Annotated in this window: 20 protein-coding genes; 7 read left to right on the top strand and 13 right to left on the bottom strand. The window is 69.1% G+C overall.

The genetic code is table 11. The features are described from left to right. Positions 1 to 6: 6 nt before the first annotated feature. From G5C66_RS23735 to clpB, 4 genes are all read right to left on the bottom strand, one after another. Positions 7 to 681: a hypothetical protein gene (locus G5C66_RS23735; RefSeq protein WP_165113800.1), complete on the bottom strand. Its 675-nt coding sequence runs from the start codon at positions 679 to 681 to the stop codon at positions 7 to 9. 41 nt (positions 682 to 722) lie between these two features. Then, complete coding sequence (locus tag G5C66_RS23730; RefSeq protein WP_165113798.1) at positions 723 to 1,811, bottom strand: hypothetical protein; 1,089 nt, start codon at positions 1,809 to 1,811, stop codon at positions 723 to 725. 61 nt (positions 1,812 to 1,872) lie between these two features. Then, positions 1,873 to 2,418, bottom strand: a complete 546-nt coding sequence (locus G5C66_RS23725) for a chloramphenicol phosphotransferase CPT family protein (protein WP_165113796.1) — start codon at positions 2,416 to 2,418, stop codon at positions 1,873 to 1,875. A 94-nt stretch (positions 2,419 to 2,512) separates the two neighbouring features. After that, a complete protein-coding gene (gene clpB, locus G5C66_RS23720) occupies positions 2,513 to 5,095 on the bottom strand; it encodes an ATP-dependent chaperone ClpB (RefSeq protein ID WP_165113794.1) in 2,583 nt (860 codons plus the stop codon). A gap of 233 nt (positions 5,096 to 5,328) precedes the next feature. Between clpB and G5C66_RS23715 the strand changes: the two genes are divergently transcribed. After that, positions 5,329 to 6,177, top strand: coding sequence for a GTP-binding protein LepA (locus G5C66_RS23715; RefSeq protein ID WP_165113791.1), 849 nt, complete (start codon positions 5,329 to 5,331; stop codon positions 6,175 to 6,177). A 97-nt stretch (positions 6,178 to 6,274) separates the two neighbouring features. On the opposite strand, the gene G5C66_RS23710 is transcribed toward G5C66_RS23715, so the two are convergent. The 7 genes from G5C66_RS23710 to lepB (G5C66_RS23680) all read right to left on the bottom strand — a co-directional run bounded on the left by G5C66_RS23710 (position 6,275) and on the right by lepB (G5C66_RS23680) (position 14,746). After that, entirely contained in the window at positions 6,275 to 8,503 is a 2,229-nt protein-coding gene (locus G5C66_RS23710; protein ID WP_241248805.1) for a transglycosylase domain-containing protein, read from the bottom strand. 177 nt (positions 8,504 to 8,680) lie between these two features. Further along, positions 8,681 to 9,574 (bottom strand): Abi-alpha family protein, encoded by an 894-nt coding sequence (locus tag G5C66_RS23705; protein WP_206444492.1) that lies wholly within the window; start codon positions 9,572 to 9,574, stop codon positions 8,681 to 8,683. After that, on the bottom strand, positions 9,571 to 10,893 hold the full coding sequence (locus G5C66_RS23700) for a DUF445 domain-containing protein (protein WP_165113787.1): 1,323 nt from the start codon (positions 10,891 to 10,893) through the stop codon (positions 9,571 to 9,573). The genes G5C66_RS23705 and G5C66_RS23700 overlap by 4 nt, the downstream gene beginning before the upstream one ends. 96 nt (positions 10,894 to 10,989) lie before the next feature. Then, positions 10,990 to 12,012 (bottom strand): Abi-alpha family protein, encoded by a 1,023-nt coding sequence (locus G5C66_RS26980; RefSeq protein WP_165113785.1) that lies wholly within the window; start codon positions 12,010 to 12,012, stop codon positions 10,990 to 10,992. Continuing rightward, positions 12,009 to 13,328 (bottom strand): DUF445 domain-containing protein, encoded by a 1,320-nt coding sequence (locus G5C66_RS23690; RefSeq protein ID WP_206444491.1) that lies wholly within the window; start codon positions 13,326 to 13,328, stop codon positions 12,009 to 12,011. The genes G5C66_RS26980 and G5C66_RS23690 overlap by 4 nt, the downstream gene beginning before the upstream one ends. Positions 13,329 to 13,496: 168 nt before the next feature. Further along, positions 13,497 to 14,072 carry a signal peptidase I gene (gene lepB / locus G5C66_RS23685; protein WP_165113783.1) on the bottom strand — a complete coding sequence of 192 codons (576 nt, stop codon included), beginning with the start codon at positions 14,070 to 14,072 and terminating at the stop codon, positions 13,497 to 13,499. After that, a complete protein-coding gene (gene lepB, locus G5C66_RS23680) occupies positions 14,069 to 14,746 on the bottom strand; it encodes a signal peptidase I (RefSeq protein WP_165113781.1) in 678 nt (225 codons plus the stop codon). Before lepB (G5C66_RS23680) ends, lepB (G5C66_RS23685) begins: the two co-directional genes overlap by 4 nt. Positions 14,747 to 14,983: 237 nt before the next feature. Here lepB (G5C66_RS23680) and G5C66_RS23675 point away from each other — a divergent pair, with 237 nt between their 5' ends. The 6 genes from G5C66_RS23675 (at position 14,984) to G5C66_RS23650 (ending at position 19,367) form a co-directional block, all read left to right on the top strand. After that, positions 14,984 to 15,589, top strand: a complete 606-nt coding sequence (locus tag G5C66_RS23675; RefSeq protein WP_165113779.1) for a hypothetical protein — start codon at positions 14,984 to 14,986, stop codon at positions 15,587 to 15,589. A gap of 84 nt (positions 15,590 to 15,673) precedes the next feature. Then, positions 15,674 to 16,192 carry a DUF6114 domain-containing protein gene (locus tag G5C66_RS23670; protein WP_165113777.1) on the top strand — a complete coding sequence of 173 codons (519 nt, stop codon included), beginning with the start codon at positions 15,674 to 15,676 and terminating at the stop codon, positions 16,190 to 16,192. Further along, a complete protein-coding gene (locus tag G5C66_RS23665; RefSeq protein WP_165113776.1) occupies positions 16,189 to 17,100 on the top strand; it encodes a DUF6230 family protein in 912 nt (303 codons plus the stop codon). The genes G5C66_RS23670 and G5C66_RS23665 overlap by 4 nt, the downstream gene beginning before the upstream one ends. 37 nt (positions 17,101 to 17,137) lie before the next feature. Beyond that, positions 17,138 to 17,614 carry a DUF6114 domain-containing protein gene (locus G5C66_RS23660; RefSeq protein WP_165113774.1) on the top strand — a complete coding sequence of 159 codons (477 nt, stop codon included), beginning with the start codon at positions 17,138 to 17,140 and terminating at the stop codon, positions 17,612 to 17,614. Positions 17,615 to 17,619: 5 nt separating this feature from the next. Then, positions 17,620 to 18,612, top strand: coding sequence for a hypothetical protein (locus G5C66_RS23655; protein ID WP_165113772.1), 993 nt, complete (start codon positions 17,620 to 17,622; stop codon positions 18,610 to 18,612). Positions 18,613 to 18,638: 26 nt separating this feature from the next. Next, positions 18,639 to 19,367 carry a DUF6230 family protein gene (locus tag G5C66_RS23650; RefSeq protein WP_165113770.1) on the top strand — a complete coding sequence of 243 codons (729 nt, stop codon included), beginning with the start codon at positions 18,639 to 18,641 and terminating at the stop codon, positions 19,365 to 19,367. Positions 19,368 to 19,626: 259 nt separating this feature from the next. Here the strand turns inward: G5C66_RS23650 and G5C66_RS23645 are convergent, their stop codons facing one another. Next, on the bottom strand, positions 19,627 to 20,061 hold the full coding sequence (locus G5C66_RS23645; protein ID WP_165113767.1) for a heat shock protein transcriptional repressor HspR: 435 nt from the start codon (positions 20,059 to 20,061) through the stop codon (positions 19,627 to 19,629). Then, complete coding sequence (locus tag G5C66_RS23640) at positions 20,061 to 21,260, bottom strand: DnaJ C-terminal domain-containing protein (protein WP_338144297.1); 1,200 nt, start codon at positions 21,258 to 21,260, stop codon at positions 20,061 to 20,063. Before G5C66_RS23640 ends, G5C66_RS23645 begins: the two co-directional genes overlap by 1 nt. Positions 21,261 to 21,276: the final 16 nt, after the last annotated feature.

The raw sequence follows: 21,276 nt of genomic DNA, 5'->3' as shown, positions 1-21,276 counted from the left end.
CTCTGGCTAGAGCTGCTGGTGAGTCGGCGGTGTCGGTCCCGGCACCGCCGTCGCGGGCTGCTGCCAGCGGTCGCCGGGCTTACGCCGGGCGAACCAGGTGCCTGCTCTGCCTGCGTACAGCATGACGATCGCGGCGATGATCAGCGCCGGGTAGAGCACCGTGAAGAGCGAGAGGAATGCCGCGATCGAGCCGACGACGGTGAGCAGGATCCGGGCCACCTTGGAGCGGAACAGCACCATGATCCCGAGCGGGAACGCGATCAGGCTCAGCACGCCGCAGACGGCGAACCAGATCACCATCGCCAGCGTCACGCCCTTGTCCGTGGACGACGGGTCGTTGTAGTCGGCGATCCCCGCCGGCACCATGAACACCGAGAGCAGCAGCGCGATCACCGACCCCACGATCGTCATGACCGACGCCGCGACCACCGTGCCCGGACGGGTGTCGGGATCGGGCTGCGGGTAGTGAGGACGCAGGTACGCCGGGGGCTGCTGCCCCATCGTGTACTGACCGTAGGCCGGCGGTGCGTGGCCCCATCCCTGCGGCTGCTGAGGCTGGGTCGGGTGCGGCGCTGCGTACGGCTGGGGTGCGGCGTACGGCGTCGGGGGCGGCGGCTCCTGCCCCTGGAACGGCGGTGTGCCGCCATAGGGGTTGTCGAAGGAGCCGTACTGATCTGACATGCCGCGGAGCCTATCCGGCCGGGTGGGTCAGGCGCGCTGCATTACTGCCCCGGGCCTGCGCTCCGGCCGCGAAACCACGCCGCGACCTCCGGTCGCAGCAGGAACGAGAAGGTGGCCACAGCGGCGCCGAAGAGGATCACGGCCGGCGGGAAGGCGAGCGCGAAGAGCAGCAGCGAGAGCGCCGAGATGCCGGCCGCGATCATCAGCGCGACCCGTGCCCAGGAGTGGCGACGGAGCGCGAAGACGGCGAACACGCCAGCGGCCACGCACACGAGCGCCACCAGCACGGCCATGATCCAGACCGAGGCGACGATGACGTCGGTGGTGTAGAGGCTCGCCGCCTCCCGCATCGTGGGGTCGTTCTCCGCCTGCTTGCGCACCTGGTCGAGGATCAGCTCGGGGTTGGCGGTCGCGGTCACCGCCGAGGCGAACATCATCAGCGCGGTCAACCCGGACCCGATCCAGGTGAGCACCGCTGCCGCCGTCACGGCGCCCGGGCGGCGCGTGGGCGCTGCCGTGGCGGGCTGGGCGATCGCACCGGTCCACGGCGGTGGCTGCTGCGCGGAGAGCCGGGCCTGGCCCGTGGTGGTGCCGGCGGTGTCCGTGGTGTCCGTGGTGCCGGTCTGGGTCTCGGGCGGGGCCGGTGCGACGTACGACTTCTGGTCGGGGTCGCTGTTGCCGAGGGCCTCGCGCTTGGTCGGCGAGACGCCGTCGAACCAGTCACGGGTGGGCGACATCCACAGGAGTACGACGGCCACAGCCGCCAGCGTGGACCAGAACCCGCCGCCGAACATGCCCGCGAAGAAGAGCGGCGCCGCGATGACCGTGAGCGCGAGCCGCGCCTGCCTGTTGCGCTGCAGCGCGTGCCAGCCGAGGATCACCGCCGCCGCCGCGATCGCGCCGGTGACCAGCGCCATCACGTGCATGAGGTCGAGGATGTTGTCGAGGCCGATCCCCGAGCCCGCCAGCGGCGGCTGGGCCAACACCTCCTCCACCCGCTCCCGGGTGTCCAGGCTGCGCAGCCTGGCGATCTGGTCCCAGGCCGTCACCACGGTGAGCAGGGAGCCGAGCACGATGAGCCACCCGGCGAGGGTGGCCTGACCGGGGCGGGGAAGCTTCGTTTCAGACATGTCGGGAATCATTTTCTCATCCCCGGCAACCCCACGGGCCGAGAGGTCGCCCCCGTCGCGCCTACTCGGCGCGTAGGCGGTCGAACACCTTGGGTGCGGTGAGCTCGGGAAGGGCCTCGGCGATCTCCTTCGCGCACGCGGCGGCGGTCGCGGCCGTGGTGTCGACACGGATGTCGTACGGGTGGGAGTAGACCAGAGTCTGGGATCGGGCGAGGCCGGCGGGACGGTCGCCACGGGCGGCCTCGCGACGCTCGAGCTCCTCGGGCGAGCACCAGACCTCGACGAGGGTGACGTCGTGGCCGTCGAGCACCTCGAGCAGGTCGTCGAGCCGCCAGGTCTCGCTGAGCGGGTAGTCCATGATCACGTCGTTGCCGACCGAGGCCAGGGCAGCGACGGCGCGGTGGTAGCCGAGCCGCGTACGCCGCAGCATCTCCGCGATCCCGGCATCGTCGAGCTCCCGGGTGTGCACCGTCGACCGCATCCCGCTGATCCCGTCGACCGGCACCAGGAACCACGGGTCCTCCAGCAGCGGCAGCAGCTCCCGCCCGACGCTGCTCTTGCCCGAGCTCGACGCCCCGTTGAGCAGGATGATCCGACCGCTCCGCATGCGTGGAGGCTACCCACCTGCCGAGGCGTCACGTACGTCGGCCGAGTGGGCATCCATCTGCCCACTCGGCCGACCGGGGTGACGCCTCGGCGGGTCAGACCTTCAGGATGAGGCCGTCGCCGTCGCGGTCGACGGTGACCTGACCGCCGTCGGAGACCTCGCCACCGATGAGCATCCGGGCCAGCGGGTCGCCGATGGTGGTCTGGATGAGGCGGCGGAGAGGCCTGGCGCCGTACGCCGGGTCGTAGCCGGTCTCGGCCAGCCACTCCCGCGCCGGGGTGGTGACGGAGATCGAGATGCGACGAGCGGCCAGACGCTTCTCCAGGAGGCCGAGCTGGATGTCGACGATCTTGGTGAGGTCGGCCAGCGAGAGGGCGTCGAACATGACGACCTCGTCGAGGCGGTTGAGGAACTCGGGCTTGAACGATCCTCGGACCACGGCCATGACCGACTCACGCTTCTCGTTCTCGTCCATGACCGGGTCGACCAGGAAGTTCGAGCCGAGGTTGGAGGTGAGGATGAGGAGCGTGTTGCGGAAGTCGACCGTGCGGCCCTGGCCGTCGGTCAGGCGACCGTCGTCGAGCACCTGCAGCAGGATGTCGAAGACCTCGGGGTGAGCCTTCTCGACCTCGTCGAGCAGCACCACCGAGTAGGGGCGACGACGCACCGCCTCGGTCAGCTGACCACCCTCGTCGTAGCCGACGTAGCCCGGAGGCGCTCCGACCAGGCGGGCGACCGAGTGCTTCTCGGAGTATTCGGACATGTCGATGCGTACGATCGCGCGCTCGTCGTCGAAGAGGAAGTCGGCCAGCGACTTGGCGAGCTCGGTCTTACCGGTGCCGGTCGGACCCAGGAACAGGAACGAGCCGGTCGGGCGGTTGGGGTCGGCGATGCCGGCGCGAGAGCGTCGCACCGCGTCGGCGACCGCGGTCACCGCGGACTTCTGCCCGATCAGGCGCCGCCCGATGACGGACTCCATCTCGAGCAGCTTGGCCTGCTCGCCCTGGAGCATCTTGCCCGTCGGGATGCCGGTCCAGGCCTCGACCACCTCGGCGATCTGCTGGGCGGCGACCTCCTCGCCGACCAGGCGGTCGGTGACCTCGTCCTCGACTGCGGCCGCCTCGGCGATCTGCGCCTCGAGCACCGGGATCTTGCCGTAGAGGATCTCGGACGCCTCGCCCAGAGACCCTTCACGCTGCAGCCGCTCGGCCTCGATGCGGAGCGCGTCGAGCTGCTTGCGCAGGGCACCCTCGCCCTCGAGCGACGCCTTCTCCCGCTCCCAGCGAGCCTCCAGCCCGCGCAGCTCCTCCTCCTTGTCGGCGAGCTCCTTGCGCAGCGCCGCGTGGCGCTCCAAGGACGCGTCGTCGGACTCCTTGGAGAGCGCGAACTCCTCCATCTTCAGCCGGTCGACGGCGCGGCGGAGCTGGTCGATCTCCTCGGGAGACGACTCGATCTCCATCCGCAGGCGGGACGCGGCCTCGTCGATGAGGTCGATCGCCTTGTCGGGCAGCTGGCGGCCGGTGATGTAGCGGTCGGAGAGGGACGCGGCGGCCACCAGCGCGGCATCGGTGATGCGGACACCGTGGTGGGCCTCGTACTTCTCCTGGATCCCGCGCAGGATCTGCACGGTGTCTTCCACCGACGGCTCGCCGACGAAGACCTGCTGGAAGCGGCGCTCCAGGGCCGGATCCTTCTCGATGCGCTCGCGGTATTCGTCGAGCGTGGTCGCGCCGATCATGTGCAGCTCACCGCGCGCGAGCATCGGCTTGAGCATGTTGCCGGCGTCCATCGCGGAGTCGCCGCCGGCGCCCGCGCCGACGACGGTGTGCAACTCGTCGATGAAGGTGATGACCTGACCCTCGGCGGCCTTGATCTCCTCGAGGACGGCCTTGAGCCGCTCCTCGAACTGGCCGCGGTACTGGGCACCGGCGACCATCGCCGCCAGGTCGAGACTCAGGACGCGGCGGCCCTTCAGGGAGTCGGGTACGTCACCGGCGATGATCCGCTGCGCGAGCCCCTCGACGACGGCCGTCTTGCCGACGCCGGGCTCGCCGATGAGGACCGGGTTGTTCTTCGTACGCCGGCTCAGGACCTGGATCACGCGGCGGATCTCGGCGTCACGGCCGATGACCGGGTCGAGCTTGCCCTTCTCGGCGGCCTCGGTGAGGTCCTGGGAGTACTTCTCGAGCGCCTCGTAGGAGTCCTCGGCGTCCTGGCTCGTCACCCGGCGGTTGCCGCGGACAGCCTTCAGCGACTCGCGCAGCCCCTTCTCGGTGAGCCCGGCGCCCTTGAGCACCTTCTGCGCCGACGACTCGACCGTGGCCAACGAGATCAGCAGGTGCTCGGTGGCGGCGTAGTCGTCCTTGAGGGACGTGGCCAGCGTGATCGCCCCGGCCAGGACCCGGGTCAGCGCACCCGAGGCAGCGGGCTGCTGCACGGTCGAACCGCTGGCGCGCGGGAGCCCGGCGAGATCGGAAGCGGCCGCTCGCGACAGCTCTTCGGCGTCCACACCGGACTTGGTGACCATCGACGTCGCGGTGCCCTCGTCGTGCAGCAGCGCGACGAGCAGGTGGATCGGCTCGGTCGTGGTGTTGCCCGCCGTCGTGGCGGAGAGCTGCGCGGCCTCGATCGCCTCGCGAGCCTTGGTGGTGAACTTGTCTGCCGAAAACTGGCTCATCTGTGTCTGCACTCCTCCTGGGACGCATGTGAGTCTGTCGCGGATGCCGACCACCCGCATCTATCTCAACACACCAAAGTTGAGTCTATTCCACTCAAGTTTCCGGCCCCAGTCGACGCGAGAGACTTGACGGCGGCGGCCTGGACCCCGCTGTTGCGTTAAATCGCGTTACAACCCCGCGCGCTACGGGCACACTTGAGGCGCTGCCTGACACCCCACCAGGAGCCGCCTCGATGCAGACCGATACCGACCGCCTCGTCGCTCATGTCGCGCGCCTCGGCGAGGAGCACCCGCCGATCCCGATGGACTCCGTCGACTTCACCGTGAACGACCCGGCCGGCTTCGGCGCTCGTTTCGGTCATGTGCTCGACTACATGGCGCGGGTCGAGCTCGAGGTCGACCGCAACGTACTCGAGATCTCCACCATGCTGCCCAACCCGCCCGAGGTCGACAAGCGGTTCTACGCCGAGGTCTGGCAGCCGCAGGAGATCCAGCACGGCCTGATCCTCGACCGGCTCCAGCAGGTCCTCGGGCGGCCGCCGGCCGACACCGATCTCGACCACGTCGGCCTGAAGCTCAAGGTGCTCGGCCTGCTGGCTCACCTGGAGCCGTTCCAGGACGTGTGCCGGATGCTCTACTATCTGACCGGGATGGCCACCGAACGCTCCGCGGTGATCGCCTACAACCTGCTCCACAACGGGGTGATCGAGACCGGCGAGCAGGCCGTCGCCGAGACCGTGATCGCGCCGATCAAGCGCCAGGAGCCCGGCCACTACGCCTTCTACCAGCTCTCCGCCCGCGCCCACTGGGCCACGCTCGCGGCCTGGCAGAAGTGGCTGGTCCGACACATGCGCCGGATCTCGTTCGCGCCCGTCGGGGTCAACAACGTGAAGCAGCTGGCCGACTTCGGTGACGTGATGGAGACCCTCGGGGTCGACCACGAGGGCCGTGACCTGGCCGCCGACGTGGCCCGCGTCGAGCAGGAGCTCCTCTGGGCGCGCGACCGCGGCCTCCCCGTCCCCGACTACGTCACCCGCGCCTTCCGCGAGGCCGTCGAAGCGGCTCGGGCGCGCGCTGCGTGAATGCTCACCGAGGTAACTCGGTCAGCGCGCACTCCCATCGTGGAACTCCACGAAGTCTGTGCACCTCCACCGAGTTACCTCGGTGAACATCCGCCCCTCACCCGCGCCACTTCGAGACGAGCATCTCGACGGTCGCACCCTTGATCGCCCGGCCGCCCGGGACGGTCCCGACAACGGTGCCGGCCTTCCAGTGCGACCGGACGCGCTTCCCGACGACCGGCTTGAACCCGGCCGCCTTGAGCCGGGCGGTGGCCTTGGCGACCGAGAGGCCCTCGACCTTCGGGATCTTGAGGCCCTTGCCGTTGACGACGGCGGCGCCGGGACGTACGAAGCTCGCGGAGCCGAGCTTGCCGTCGATCGCCCGCATCGCACCGGCCCACATCGGGCCGGCGACGGTCGAGCCCGACGCCGAGGCGACGTAGCCGCCGCGGAGGCGCTGCCCGTTGAGGGTGACCCAGTTGCCCTCGTAGTCGGCGCCGGCGATCATCGACGCGGTCGCGAGCTTCGGGGTGTAGCCGTTGAACCACACCGCGCGGTTGCTGTTGGTGGTGCCGGTCTTGCCGGCCGCCGGCACGCTCAGCGCGAGCCGCTGCCCGAACCCACCCGGCTGCAGCACGCCGCGGAGGATGTCGTTCATGGCGTCCGCGGTCCCGGTACGCATCACCTGCTCGCACGAGGCGGCGTACTCCTTCATCGTCTTCCCGTCGGGACCGAGGATCGCGGTCACCGGCCGCGAGTCGCAGTGCTTGCCGCGGGCGCCGAAGGTGGCGTACGCCTCGGCCATCTCCAACGGGCTGACGTCGACCGGTCCGAGGGTGAACGACGGCACCCGCTCGTGGGCGGGGTCGGTCAGCCGGACGCCCATCTTCTTCGCGAGCGTGTAGGGGGCGCAGACGCCGGTGAACTGCTCGAGCCGGACGTAGAAGGTGTTCACCGACTCACGGGTGCCCGTGTAGAGGTTCTTGTTGCCCGAGGTGGTCGAGTTGCCCACCGGGTAGGGGTTGGGGCTGAAGTTGCCCTCGCCGGGGCAGTTGGCGAAGGACGCCTGGTTGAACGTCCGCTTGGGCGGCGACGGGATCTCCTGCCGGAGCGGGAAGCCCTTCTCGATCGCCGCGGCGCCGACGAAGACCTTGAAGGTCGAGCCTGCCTGGAAGCCGTTCGCGTCTCCGTACTCCTTGGGCACCAGGTAGTTGAGGTAGGACTCGCCCTTCTTCCGGTTCTCGCCCATCGGCCGCGACTGAGCGATCGCCTTGACCATGCCGGTGCCGGGCTCGACCATCGCCAGGGCGCCGACGGCGTTGTCGGTCGGCGAGACGTGGTTGCTCACCGATCGCTGCGCCGCCTTCTGGAAGCTCGCGTCGAGGGTCGTCTTGATGGTCAGGCCGCCGGTCTGGAGCAGGCGCCAGCGCTCGGCCTCGGTCTCGCCGAGCGACTCGTCGGCGAGCAGCCACTGCAGCGCGTAGTCGCAGAAGAACTCCGCAGACGACCCGAAGCAGCCGTTGCGGCTGTCCTGGACGTTGAGCCCGAGGTCGCTCTCCTTGAGCTTCTCGGCGTCGGCGCGCGGCAGGTCGCCGACCTGCACCAGCCGCTCCAGGACGAGGTTGCGGCGGGCCACCGTGGCGTCGGGGAAGTCGGTCGGGTCATAGCCGGTGGGGTTCTTCACCATCCCGGCCAGCATCGAGGCCTGCGCCCAGGTCAGGTCGGCGGCGTCGACGTTGAAGTAGTGCTTCGCGGCCGCCTGGACGCCGTAGGCGGAGTCACCGAAGTAGGCCGCGTTGAGGTAGCGCTCGAGGATCCAGTCCTTGTCGTGGTGCTCCTCGAGCCAGATCGCGTAGCGGAGCTCGCGGATCTTGCGAGCCGTGGACTTCTCCGTCGCAGCCCTCCGCTCCTCCTCGGTGTCGGCACCGTAGACGAGGGTCGTCTTGACCAGCTGCTGGGTGATCGAGGAGCCACCCTGCACCGCACCCGACTCCGAGGCCGAGTTGCGCAGCAGCGCGCGCAGCGTGCCCTTGAGGTCCATCGCACCGTGCTCGTAGAAGCGGCTGTCCTCGATCGCGAGCAGTGCCTTCGGCATGTTGGGCGAGATCTGGTCGAGCGCCTTGTAGGACCTGTTCTGGTCGTAGAGGGTGGTGATCACCCTGCCGTGCGCGTCCAGGATGCGGGTCGTCTGCGACAGCTCGCCCATGTCGATGTCGAGCGGAAGGTCGTCGATCGCCTGAGCGCCGGACTTGGCCGCGACACCGGTCAGGTGGATGAACGGGACCGCCATTCCGGAGGCCACCAACCCCGTCACGGCGGCTACGCCGATGAGTGCCACGAACCGCATCACAACGCGATGAAACGGCAGGGAACGAACGACTTTGCGCGCCAAGATGGGGGCTCCTACCCGGCCCTCGAACCTGTCCGGCGAGGGTTGCTGAACGATCGGGAACAGGTATTTCAGAATACCCGACGGGCCCACGCCGCCGGGCCGTGCCCGAGCGCGACACCGACGCGTCAGCGGTCAGGCCTTGGGCAGATCCGCCCCGCCGGTCACCGGAGCCTGATGCTCCGGGAACGCGGACTCGGCCGAGCCCTCGTCCACGAGGGTGGTGCGGCCGAAGGCCTCGCCGAACGGCGTCAGGTGCACCGACCGGCGCACGATCTTGGCGAACTTCACCGAGTGCAGCGCCTCCAGCACGTCGGGCTGCGCCTCGAGCACCTGGTATTCGAGCGGGTCGGGCAGCGGCTCCTTGGAGAACCACACCAGGCCGAGCCGGAACAGGTTGTTGAGGTAGGCAGGCACCCGCTCCGGGTAGCGCACCCCGCTGCGCCCCGCGATCATGTTGAGCCCGGGCGCGATCATGGTGCTGCCGACGAGACCGGCCGGTCCGCCGGTGCGTACGTCGACCGAGGGCTGCGGCCCCGCCTCGAGCAGGTAGAGCAGCATCCGCGCCTCGTCGGGCGCGAGCTCGTCGAGGATCCGGGCGTACGCCGGATGCCCCTGCTCATCAGCCCAGACGTCGCGCGAGCGGTCGAGCAGCTCGGCCCCGCGGCGGCGCAGCATCGGCAGGGAGTCCTGCGACTCCTCGGACTCGCGCGTGCGGGCGAGCACGACGTCGCGGCCGGCGGCCTCGTAGTCGGACTCGGAGAGCTCCATCACCGGCTTCACGCCGGGCAGGATGATCCGGGCCGCGGTGCCGGCGACGATCCCGACGGCCTCGGCCGTCTCCCGCACCAGCCCGTCGCGTACGTCCTGGTCGATCATCGCCCGAGCCACCCGGAAACCGGCGCGGCTGGAGGTGCGCAGCCCCCACCCGGCGGTCTGCCAGGCAGCACCTGCCGCCACCCGCGCCAGGCCGGGAGCGGTGCCGGCCACGGCGGAGGCGGTCGGGAGGACCTTCCCCAAGAGGCTCATGTCGGAAAGATTAGAAGGTGTAGGAAGCCGCCCGCGAGCCCCATGATCGCGCCATGGGCGTAGAGCATCCATTCGTCCTCCTTGATCGCTGACCGCATCATGTCCACAAAGTCGCCCGGCGGAAGCTCCTTGGTGCGCCGTGCGACCAGTTCGCGGATCTTGTCTGCCTGGTGCCGGCTGAACCCGGGATCACGGAACGGAACCAGCGTACGGTCCGCCGCTTCGTTGGCCACCGAGGTGCTGATCCGGTCGAACCGCTCCGACCCGAGCGCTATCCGCACCGCACCCCGGTAGGGCCCTGCCGCGCGGTCCACCGCGGGCATCAGCGCGTAGATCAGCAGCTTGCGGGTGGCGTCGCCGCGGGGGCCGTCGAGCAGGAAGTCGCCGATGCGCTCGAGCGTGATCACGTCGGTGGCGATGATGTCGGCGTAGACCTCCGCGGCCTGCTCCTGACGGCGCGGGAAGAGGCCCTGCACCTTGATCCCCAGGACGCGGCGTGGCGCGGCGGGCTCGAAGATCAGCCACATGCCGAGCAGGTTGGTCACCCAGCCGACGACCACGCCGAGCAGCGGCAGCAGCCACCACAGGTGGAACGTCTGGTCGATCAGCGCGACCGGGATGCCGAGCAGGAACCCGAAGATGAACCCGAACGCGACCATCAGGTTGAGCTCGCGCTGACCGAAGTCGCGGAAGATCCTGACCACGAGGGCGGGGTTCTTGCGGAAGTGGTCGATGACCATCAGCTTCGGGTCGAGCAGCTGGTCGATGTGGACGCCGATGTCGTCGGTGACCTTGTGGACGATCGAGGGAAGCTGCGCCTGCACGCGTACGACGATCGCGTCCTTGACCGGCCGCGGCAGGTCGCGCCACAGCCGCGGGTGCTCGCGCATCATGATCTGCTCGACGAGCTCGGGCACCTCCGGCCGGAAGGTCTCCACGATGTGCGTGGCGATCTCCGAGGGGCCGAGCTGCTGGTAGAAGTCGCTCGGCGTGCCGAGCTTGGCGATCGCCTTGTCGACCGCGATCGAGCCCATCTTCGCGGCGCGGGCGGGAATGATCCCCTGCCAGCCGAGGCCGCCCTGGGCGAACCCCGGGACCTCCTGGAGCTTGTGCGGCAGCACCCTGGTCAGCTCACGCAGCCCGGGGACCTTGAACCCCTTGAAGGCGAGCGGGGCGAAGAGCATGTAGAGCCCCGACCAGTTGATCAGCCAGCCGATCACCCCGGTGAAGATCGGGATGGTGATCAGCGAGAGCCAGTGGACATGGGCAGCCCAGTCCTCGAACCAGCTGACCAGCGAGTCCTGCCACTCCGGCGACATCCGAGCTCCTTCCGCCAGAGTTCCAGACCGTCAGTATGCGTACCCTACCCACAGGCGAACGCAAACACCCTGAAGCGTCTGCCATTCGGGTTGGGGCTATTCGGTTGATGCCTCCGTCGCCGCACCGGGCGGAATCTCATGGCTCGGCAGCCGGGCGATGTCCTCGGCGTCGGCGAAGCAGGCCCGGGCGAAGTCCTGCCCGAACGGCGTGAGGTGGATCGAGCGCCGCTTGATCCGGGCACCGCCCTTGGCATGGAGCGCCTGGAGCACGTCGGGCTGCGCCTCGACCACCTGATAGCGGATCAGCTCGCTGACCGGCTCCTCCGACTGCCACAGCAGACCGAGCCGGGTGAGGTTGTTCAGGTACTGCGGCACCAGCGACGGGTAGCGCACGCTGGCCTGCGCCCCGATCATGGTCAGACCGCGGGCGATCATCCTGGCCCCGCGCAGGTGGCCGATCAGGCCGCCCTCGACCACGTCGACCGCCGGCTGCGGACCGTCCTTGAGCATCAGCACCAGGATGCGGGCCTCGTCGGGAGCGAGCTCGTCGAGGATCGAGATGAAGGCGGGGTGGCGCTCGTTCCGGTCCCATACGTCGCGCGAGCGGCGCAGCAGCTCCTCCCCCGTACGCCGCAGCTCATCGTGGCTCGTGCCCGGCGCGACCCCGTTCACCCGGGCGGCACGACCCTCCATCGCTGCCCTCGCGGTCTCCGCGGCCGGCAGCGCGAAGCGCTCCAGCAGGCCGGTGACCGGGTTGCCGGTCGCAACCCGCTTGGCGAAACCGGTCACCTGGCGGGCGCCGGTCGCGACGTCCTCGGTGAGCCGCACCGCCTCGTTGGGGTCGACGACCGCCTTCGCGACCCGCCCCACACCCCGGGCGTACGTCCTCAGCCCCCAGCCCGCGGTGTGGGCAACCGTGACCGCGGAGATCCTGAGCAGACCCGGGAGCACGTCCATCGCCTCGTCGACGAGACCGCCACCGGGGGCCGGGGTGGGCATCCGGTGCATCCCCTCACGGCCGTCGACGAGCTCCTCGGGCGGATCGATCGAGGCGGCCGGCCGGGCGTACGTCTCGGGTCGGCGGGCACCCGGCTCGGGGTTGATGTGGAGGGCGCTCACAACACGTTCCACCATTCGAAGACCGCGACGTGCAGGAACCCGCCCGCCAGACCCATGATCGCCCCGTGGGCGTAGAGCAGCCACTCGTCCTCCTTGATCGCCGCTCTCATCATCTCAACGAACGTCTTCGGAGGAAGGGCACGACATCGCTCGGCGATCAGCCGCCGGATGTTGCACGACTGCTGCTGGCTGAAGGCGGCGTCTCGCATCGGGGTGAGCGTGTATTCGACGGCCTGCTCGGCGACCGAGGACCGGATCGCGTCGAACTTCCGCGTCCCGACCGCCACCCGGACCGCGCCGTAGGCCGGCCCGACCGCGGCGTCGACCGCCGGCTCGAGGGCCGCAGCGAGCATCTGTCGGGTGCGGTCGCCCGACGGGCCGTTGAGAAGGTGGTCTCCGATGTGCTCGAGCGTGATCACGTCCTTGGCGATGTGCTTGCCGTAGACGTCGGAGGCCTGCCACTGCCGCTGGGCGAAGAGCGCCTGGATCTTGAACGGACCGATCCGCTTCGGCTCGGCGGGCTGGAAGATCAGCAGCATGCCGAGCAGGTTGGTCGTCCAGCCGACCAGCACACCGAGGATCGGCAGCAGCCACCAGAGGTGGAAGGCCTGGTCGACGATGGCGACCGGGATGCCGAGCAGGAACCCGAAGACCGCACCGAAGACGACCATCATCCGCAGCTCGCGGGCGCCGAAGTCCTTGAAGATCCGCACGATGATCGACGGGTCCTTCTCGAAGTTCTCGATCACCATGATCTTCGGGTCGAAGATCTGGTCGATGTGGTTGCCGATCTCGACCGTCACGTCGCGGACCACGTCGGGAAGCCGGTCCTGGACCCGCTGGATCACGACGGTACGCAGCGGGCGCGGCAGATCGCGCCAGAACCGGGGATGCTCGCGCCACATGATCTCGTCGACGAGCAGCGGGATCTCGGGCCGGAAGACATCGACGATGTGGGCCGCGATCTTCTCGGGCTCGAGCCGCTCGTAGAAGTCCCGGGCCGTCGCCATCTGCGACAGCGCCCGGTCGACCGCGATCGAGCCCATCTTCGCGGCGCGCGCGGGCACGATCCCCTGCCAGCCGATCCCGCCGCGGAGGATGCCCGGGATCTCCTGGACCTTGCGCGGCAGCGAGCCGGCGATCTGCTTGAGCCCGGGCACGGTGATCCCGTGGAAGTGGATCGGCGAGAACAGCATCCACAGCCCTGACCAGTTGATGAGCCAGCCGATCACCGCGGTGAAGAGCGGTACCGACCAGAACTCGAACCAGTTGACGTCGTCGAGCAGGGCCAACCCGGCCGAAATGATGTTAGACACAAGACCTGACCTTCATTCCCTCATCCACGAGACCGCCCCAGGTGCAAGCAGTGTCATGGTCTCCCTGGCGCGAAGGCTAGTCCACCGTTTGACAATCTGGGGCAAAATGTCCACCCGTTGCTCAGATGTCGAGCCAGTGGCCCTGCAGGAAGCGCGACGCGTACACCCTTACCGCGCTGAGCCCGGTTCGACGAGAGCAAGTCGGACATCCTGGGCAACAGCCCCGTTCCGACCGAGGGGGAGCATTCGGAACACCACCCTGCCATGAACGGCATCAGCATCGACGAAACCGAAGCTCCGCGAGTCTGTCGAGGCGTTCCAGTTGTCGCCGAGAAGCCAGTACGCGCCGGCGGGGACGGTCACCCACTCCTGCTCGGCACCGGCGTCGGCGGACCAGGCGGGGTTGTCGACCACATAGATCTCCTCCTCCCCCGCGGGCCGGACCAGGACGCGCGCCTCCCGGGTCACCGAGATCCGGTCGCCGGGCATGCCGATCACCCGCTTGAGGATCCGGACGTCGCCGCCGGACACAGAGCTCGGCGCATCCGCCTCGACGACGTCGAAGCGCTCGATCTCGTCCCGGGTCCAGAACTCGAGGAGCATCCGGTCGCCGTCACGCAGCGTCGGCTCCATGCTCGTGCCGTCGACGTTGACGGAGAAGGCGAGCGCCACGACCACCAGCACGAGCGCCACGAAGGCCGCCACCCCGGCGCCGATCCCGCTCGCCGTGACCACCCTCCTCACGAAGGTGCACCCAACCCGGCGACAGGCTCGGTCTCCTCGACGAGCTCGACCCCACCGTCGCCGAAGCGACCGAACGAGGCGACCGGGAGCAGCCGCAGCCAGGCCTTCCCGGAGACGTCCCCGGCCGGCAGGAACCCGAACGCGCGAGAGTCGGTCGAGCCGCCCCAGTTGTCCCCGACCACCCACAGCGCGTCGTCCGGGACGGTCACCCAGGCCGCGGAAGCAGCATCCGGGTCGTACGTCCCGTCCGGCTCGCAACACATTCCGATCTCCGTCCCGATCCGGGTCGGCCACGCCGGGTTGTCGACCCGGAAGACATCGCCGGCGCCGTCCGGGCTCACGTAGACGACCGGCTTCTCGCCACCGACGATCGCGACCCGGTCACCGGGCAGCCCGATCACCCGCTTGACCACCTGGCCGCCACCGCCGAAGCGCTCGGGCCCGGGCTCGATGCCCTGGACCAGGTCGAAGCGCTCGATCTCGTCGTTGTGCAGGGGATCGAGCAGGATCCGCTCACCGGAGGTGAGCGTGGGTTCCATACTCCGGCCCTTGACCGCGAACGAGCCGAACAACGCGGCGACGACCACGGTCATCACGAGCAGGATCGACACCAGGGCGACCCAGCCGACGGCCACCGCAGCGGAGCCGTTGTCGTCGGCGACTAGTGCATTCAAGGACCTTCCCAAGGGACCAGGCTCTCCTTCAGGCAGGGCAACGAAGCGAGCCCAAACCCACGCCAGCATAGCCATTCGTCATAGACATTGAGGGACTAATTGTCCAGATGTGCTTGACCGTAGCACGTGTTGTCCATCACAGTTTGGAATGCCGCCCAGGGTATTCGGCCCTGCGGGCGGCGCACTTTTCTCGGGGTTCATCAGCCCGTGAGGGACGGGCTCAAAGAGGGAGCACACATGAACAAGTTGGGGCATACCAGTCTCGGCCGCTTCGCGGCCGTCACGTTGCCGGCGGCGGTCGTCTCCGCCGGTATGGGTTACGCGATGCTGTCCGGGATGGTCGGCGCGGTCATCTCGTCGACCGATGGCTTCACCCTCAGCACCAACCTCACAGCCGATGCGCTGAAGATGCGCACCGGCGCCACTGAGGTCGGCGCGGCAAACAACAACCAGGGCACGATCTACGCCCAGACCGAGGGCTCCGTCGCCAACGGGCTCAACGTCGTGACGCCCCGCGTCGAGGTCCTGCCGGGCCTGAGCCTCAACCTGGGGATCACCTCGGCCGATACGTCGATCAACCTCGGCGACGTGGCGCTGAACGCCGCCTCGCTCAACACCCCGTCCGGTGCCTCCATGGCCAACGTCACCCTGGGTCAGTCGCAGGCCGACGCCGGGTTCGACTCGACGGGGCGCGGGTACGTGGCGGACGGCTTCGCCCTTCAGGCCTCGCAGACCGCGGGCCAGAGCGGCGAGCAGGTGCTGAACAACCTGTCGGCACAGGCGTACGCGGTCCAGCTCAGCTCGCTGAGCCTCGACAACCTGTCGATCAGGCTCAACCCGTAGTCCTCCACCACCAACCGGCAGCCGTCGGCGGGCGTTCCGGAGCGCCCGCCGACGGCTCTGGACCCAGTCCCCTGCGGAGAAGCCATGACTGACAACACGCCCGCCGACGCCGGGCTCGACGCGACACCCGACCCCACCGTGAACCCTTCGGCCAGCGGCCCCACACCGCGTGGTTTCACGCGCTTCCGGCGCACCCGTCCCTTCTGGGGCAGCCTGATCCTGCTGTGGTCCTCGTGGCTGATCGGGTCATCGATGCTGTCCAAGCAGCTCGACTTCACGATCTTCGCGGCCTTCGGCAACCAGACCCTGCCGCCGGTGCTGATCTCGTTCACCCTGGCCGCCGCGGCGCTGATCGCGATGTTCATGCCGTCGCAGCGCACGTTCCCGGGGATCGTCTCGGTCGCGCTCGCGATCGCGGCACTCCCGCTGGCCAACCTCGGCGGCCTGATCATCGGCACCGTCGCCGGCATCACCGGCGGCGCCCTGATCGTCGCCTGGACCCCCTACACCGAGGAGCAGCTGACCAAGATGGCCGAGAAGGACGCACGCAAGCGCGCCCGCAAGGAGGCCCGCAAGCCGGCCCGGAGCGGAGCCACCGCATGAGCCCCCGCGCGCGCCGCTTCGAGCGAACCGCACCCTGGGGCGAGAAGCCCGGGGTACGCAGCGTGTGGGGCCGGCTCACCGGCCGCCTCTACCGCGCTGCGTACGCCGCGATCGACCGTGCCGCCGAGCAGTCGGAACAGATGAAGGCCGAGGCGGAGTCGGTACGCCGCGGCAGCCGCAAGCGCTCGCTGCCGCTGATGATCTGTGGCGGCGCCGCGCTCGTCGCCATGTTCGGCGCAGTCTCGCAGAGCGCGCTGGCGGTCAACTTCACCACCGGGAACTCCAAGTTCAAGCTCTACTCCAACTACCTCGACGCCGAGCACGCGGCGGGCTATCTCGCCCCGACCAGCCGTCAGGGGGCCACCGACTGCGACGCCGACACCGCCGACGTCCAGGCGCAGTGCGGGGTCACCGAGCTCGGCATCCATCAGGCCAAGCTCGCCGGGCTGTGCGGGATCGCCACCGAGAACATCCCTCTGGTCGGGAACTACTCGCTGATGATCACCGCCGGCGACGACGTCCCTGACAGCTACAACGGCTCGTCGATCCCGACCGGCACCACCACCGACCCGAGCACCGGCAAGCTCACCGACGGCAGCCTGGACAACGCGATCTCGGCGACCAACCTGTACCTCAACTCCGACGCGCTCAGCGGCTACGGGAACAAGATCTCCGGCATGAACCTCGGCCAGTCGGCCGAGACCGTCGGGGAGTCGGCCGGCCTCGCCTTCGAGGGCAACGCCAACCAGCTGCCCAAGGCCGGCGCGTTCGGCCTCTACGCCCGCCAGCTCAACGTGGCCGGTCTCAACGGCAACAGCTACGGGCTCAACCTCAAGGGCAACATCACGCTGCCGGACCTGAACATCAGGGTCGTGCCCGGAGCGCGCACGCAGGCCGACTGCTCCTGATCGACCCTCGTCAACCGAACCACGCGGAGCCATCATCATGACCGAATCCAAGACCGAGCCGCTGACGTACGATCTCGGCTTCTCCACCGACCCCGCCCCGGAGCGAGCACGCCGGACCAACCGGGTCGGCGCCTTCCTCGCGGAAGCCCGCTCGTGGTTCCGTGCCTGGCGGCGTACCCGGCCGTTCTGGGGCGCGCTGTGGCTCATCGTGGCCGGCGCCTGGATCATCTACTGGATGTCGTTCGACATCGGGATCGCGCTGACCGGGGGCTGGTCCTACTCCGCCGGCTACGTGATGGGCGGCTCGCTGATCATGTTCGGGCTGGTCACCTGGCTGGCTCCGCACTACAGATCGCTCTCCGGGATCGTCGGGTTCCTGATCGCGCTCGGGGCCTTCCCGACCGCCAACCTGGGCGGCTTCGTCGTCGGCTCGGTCCTCGGCATCATCGGCGGATCGATGATCTGGTCGTGGGGCGAGAAGAAGCCGCGTACGTCCGGGCCTGCCGGCGGATGAACCGCGTGTCCCACGACCTCACCATCGGCAAGCAGCGCCTCGTCGTCATCACCGCGATCGCACTCGTCGTGATGTCCTCGGCGCTGTGGCCGACGCCCGACCACCGGGCCGAGGCGAACAGTCAGAACGACAGCTATCAGCCGTTCGCGTGCGACCAGCCCGGCAGCAGCAACCCTCAGCAGCGACGGCAGGTCGTGCCGCTCAAGAACAGCGGCGACAATGGCACCTTCCAGAGCCGCCTCTTCGGCACCCGGATGTTCCCCTGCCTGTCAGGGACGCGGTGGACGCTCACCGCCGGCGAGCCGAACGGCAGCAGCACCGCCAACGTGGCCGCCGACGTACGTGGCATCTACACCAACACCAGCGACGGCAACTGCGACAGCAACAAGGGGTTCACCTACTACTACGCCGCCACGGGCAACATGTGCCTCTTCCAGATCGCCTTCAGCGATCTCGTCTTCCGCAGCAACGTCGCCTCGTTCGGTGCCCCGGTGCTCACCGCGAGGTCGTCGACGGCCCTGGCCCCCACCGCGAAGGTGCCGCACACCTTGCGCATCGCCCCGGACGGTCCGTTCACCGTCGGCGGTCCCGGCGTGAAGACGAACCTGCTCACCACCGGCGACTCGTGGGTCGCGATCCCGTGGCGAACGGTGACCAACCTGGCCGGCATCCTGATCATCGCCGCCGGGCTGACCACGACCGCGCAGAAGAACACCATCTGCACGGCCGGCTGGAACGGTGACTCGTGCCGGATGAAGATCCGCACCCTCGCCGGCGACGGCACCGGCGGCTGGAACGACCTGGTCACCGCGATCCTCAGCGGCCTGGCGGCCGGCGGCGACTACAACATCCTCGCCGCGAACCTCGAGTTCTACTACCTGTTCACCCACGACGTGAACGCGTCGAACGACCCGTACATCCATCCGCCGGGCGGCACCACCAACCCGCTCAACTCGATCCAGCTCCCCAACACGACGATCACGGTGACCGCAGGATGAGCACGTACGGGACACGATGGCGCCGCATGATCGCGGCGACGACGGTGGGCCTCGGCCTGCTCACCGGGATGGTCGCCGCGATGGGTTCCTCAGCGTCCGCCGCCTTCAGCCCCACGCTGACGATCAACAACGGCGGCTCGACGTTCTCCTCGACCAACATCCAGGCCGCCGACGCGGCGTTCGGCACGTCGTTGGTGAAGACCCAGGCAGCCGCCAGCAGCGGGGGCGACTGGACGCCCGTGCTGCGCGCCGGCTTCGCGACCGCGACGATGAACGGCTTCTGCCTCTCCCGGGTCGAGGAGGTCGGGGCGCTCGGCAGCTACACGATCAAGCTGACGGCCGGCGACGACGACCCGGCGACCAACGAGATCAGCGCCCAGATGGCCGTCTTCGACATCACCCAGCTCCGGGCCGCCTCCGCCCCCAGGGTCAACTTGCAGGGAACCGCTCAAATCGGGCTCGCCACCACCGACCTGACCACGAATCCGGGCACCGCTCCCTACGCGGCCAACCCGATGGGTGTGCCTCAGGTCTTCGACTCGAACTGGTATCAGTCCAGCGGCAACGGAGGCCACAACAACGGCCAGGGCTTCACCGGCATCGACGCGACCGTCGCCGACCTCAACGCCGTCTACGGCGACGTCCGGCAGGCCCAGATCGAGGGCAAGGTCACCCTGCCGAACCTGGAGATCCAACTGCTCCCGGGCGACCGGTCCTGCAAGGCCGCGGCGCAGGCCGGCACGTTCCCGAACTGAACTCTCCGCGCGCCGACCACCCGGGCCGTGTAGATCTCGACACGCGGGTCGCGGTCTCGTGACTCGCTTGAAATTGGAAGGACCCGGCGGTTCCGTCTCGGGTCGGCTCCACCGGGTCCGCCGCGCGTGCCCCGACCATATGGGGGTTGGTCCGACACTCGCGGCTTACTCATCAGTATGGGGGTATGGGACCAACATCGGTTTTAACCGAAATCCACAACTCGCCAACAAATCTGTCAAGCGATCAGTAGGGGACGTGCTAGCCCTGCTGGCGTCGCCAGACCACGACCGCCTGCCCCGGCGGGGCCTGGCGAACCGCAGGAAGCCTGCTGGCCGGTCCCTTCGGCTCCGACGCGGCCGCCCGCGCCTGGGCGAGCGCCTCCCGGGTCGCGGCGAGCTCGTGCAGCAGCTCCTCGTTGCGGCGGCGCAGAGCGTCGACGTGCTGCTCGAGCGCCAGGATGCGGCGCACGCCCTCGATGCCGATGCCGGCCGAGGTCAGGTCGGCGATCGAGCGCAGCTTCTCGATGTCGTGGAAGGAGTAGCGTCGCCCGCCACCCCCGGTGCGACCGGGGGTGATCAGGCCCATCCGCTCATAGGTCCGCAGGGTCTGCGGGTGCAGGCCGGTCAGCTCCGCCGCGACGCTGATGACATAGACCGCGGCATCCGGAGACGGGCTGCTGAATCCGTCGTTCATCATGACTCCTCGAGAAGAGACGTACGGAGCGGCTTGCCGGCCATCGCGGCACGGTAGGCCTCGACGGCAGCCTTGGCGTCGGCATCGAGCACGGCCGGGATCTGTACCTCGACGGTCGCGAGCAGGTCACCCACGGTGCCGTCGGGGCGCCGGAAGCCCTTGCCGCGCACCCGGAACGTACGTCCGTTGGGGGTGCCCGGGGGGATCCGCAGCGTCACCGGCGAGCCGGACAGCGTCGGCAGCTTGGCCTCCGCACCGAGGACCAGTTCGTCGAACCCGACCGGCACGTCGATGGTGAGGTTGTCGTCCTTGCGGCCGAAGACACGGTGGGGCGTGACGTGGACGGTGACGTAGAGGTCACCGGCCGGGCCGCCGTTCTCGCCGGCGGCACCCTTGCCCTTGAGCCGGATCCGCTGGCGGTCCTTGACGCCGGCGGGGATCCGCGCCTGGATGGTGCGCGCGGAGGTGCCGCGGCCGGAGCCGTGGCAGGTCGGGCAGGCCTCGTCGTAGATCAGCTGGCGGCCACCGCAACGGGGGCAGGTCTCGTTCATCGAGAACGCGCCGCCGACGGAGTTGACGACGTAGCCAGCACCTTCGCACTCCGGGCAGACCCGCGGCTTGGTGCCGGGCTTGCCGCCGGTGCCGTTGCAGTCGGGACAGGCCGCGTCGGAGGTCAGCCGCAGCGAGATGGTCACGCCGTCGAGCGCGTCGGTGAACCCGATCGTGGCACTCGTCTCGACGTCGGCACCCTTGATCGGCCGAGCCCTCGGGGTCGTACGCCGCCCACCGAAGCCTCCGCCGGCGCCACCGCCGAACAGGTCGCCGAACATGTCGCCGAGCCCGCCGGTCTGAGCACCGCCGCCACCGAAGAGGTCCTCGAAGTTGTAGCCCCGGCCGCCGCCGCCGCCGAATCCACCCGGACCGAATCCACCAGGAAAGGCGCCGGTGGCACCCAGGGTGCGCACCTCGTCGTACTTCTTGCGCTTCTCGGGGTCGCCGATGACGTCGTAGGCCTCTGCGACCTTCTTGAACTTCTCGTGCTTGGCCTCGTCGCCCGGGTTGGAGTCGGGGTGGTTGGCCCGCGCGAGCTTGCGATAGGCCTTCTTGATGTCGTCGCTCGAGGCGTCCTTCTTGACGCCCAGCTCGGCGTAGTAGTCCTTGTTGATCCAGTCCGGCCGGATCCCGTCGTTCTCAGCCACCTAGCCCCTCCTCCCT

Source organism: Nocardioides turkmenicus (assembly GCF_011045035.1).
Taxonomy (GTDB): domain Bacteria; phylum Actinomycetota; class Actinomycetes; order Propionibacteriales; family Nocardioidaceae; genus Nocardioides; species Nocardioides turkmenicus.
This window is presented reverse-complemented; position numbering and strand designations above follow the sequence as displayed.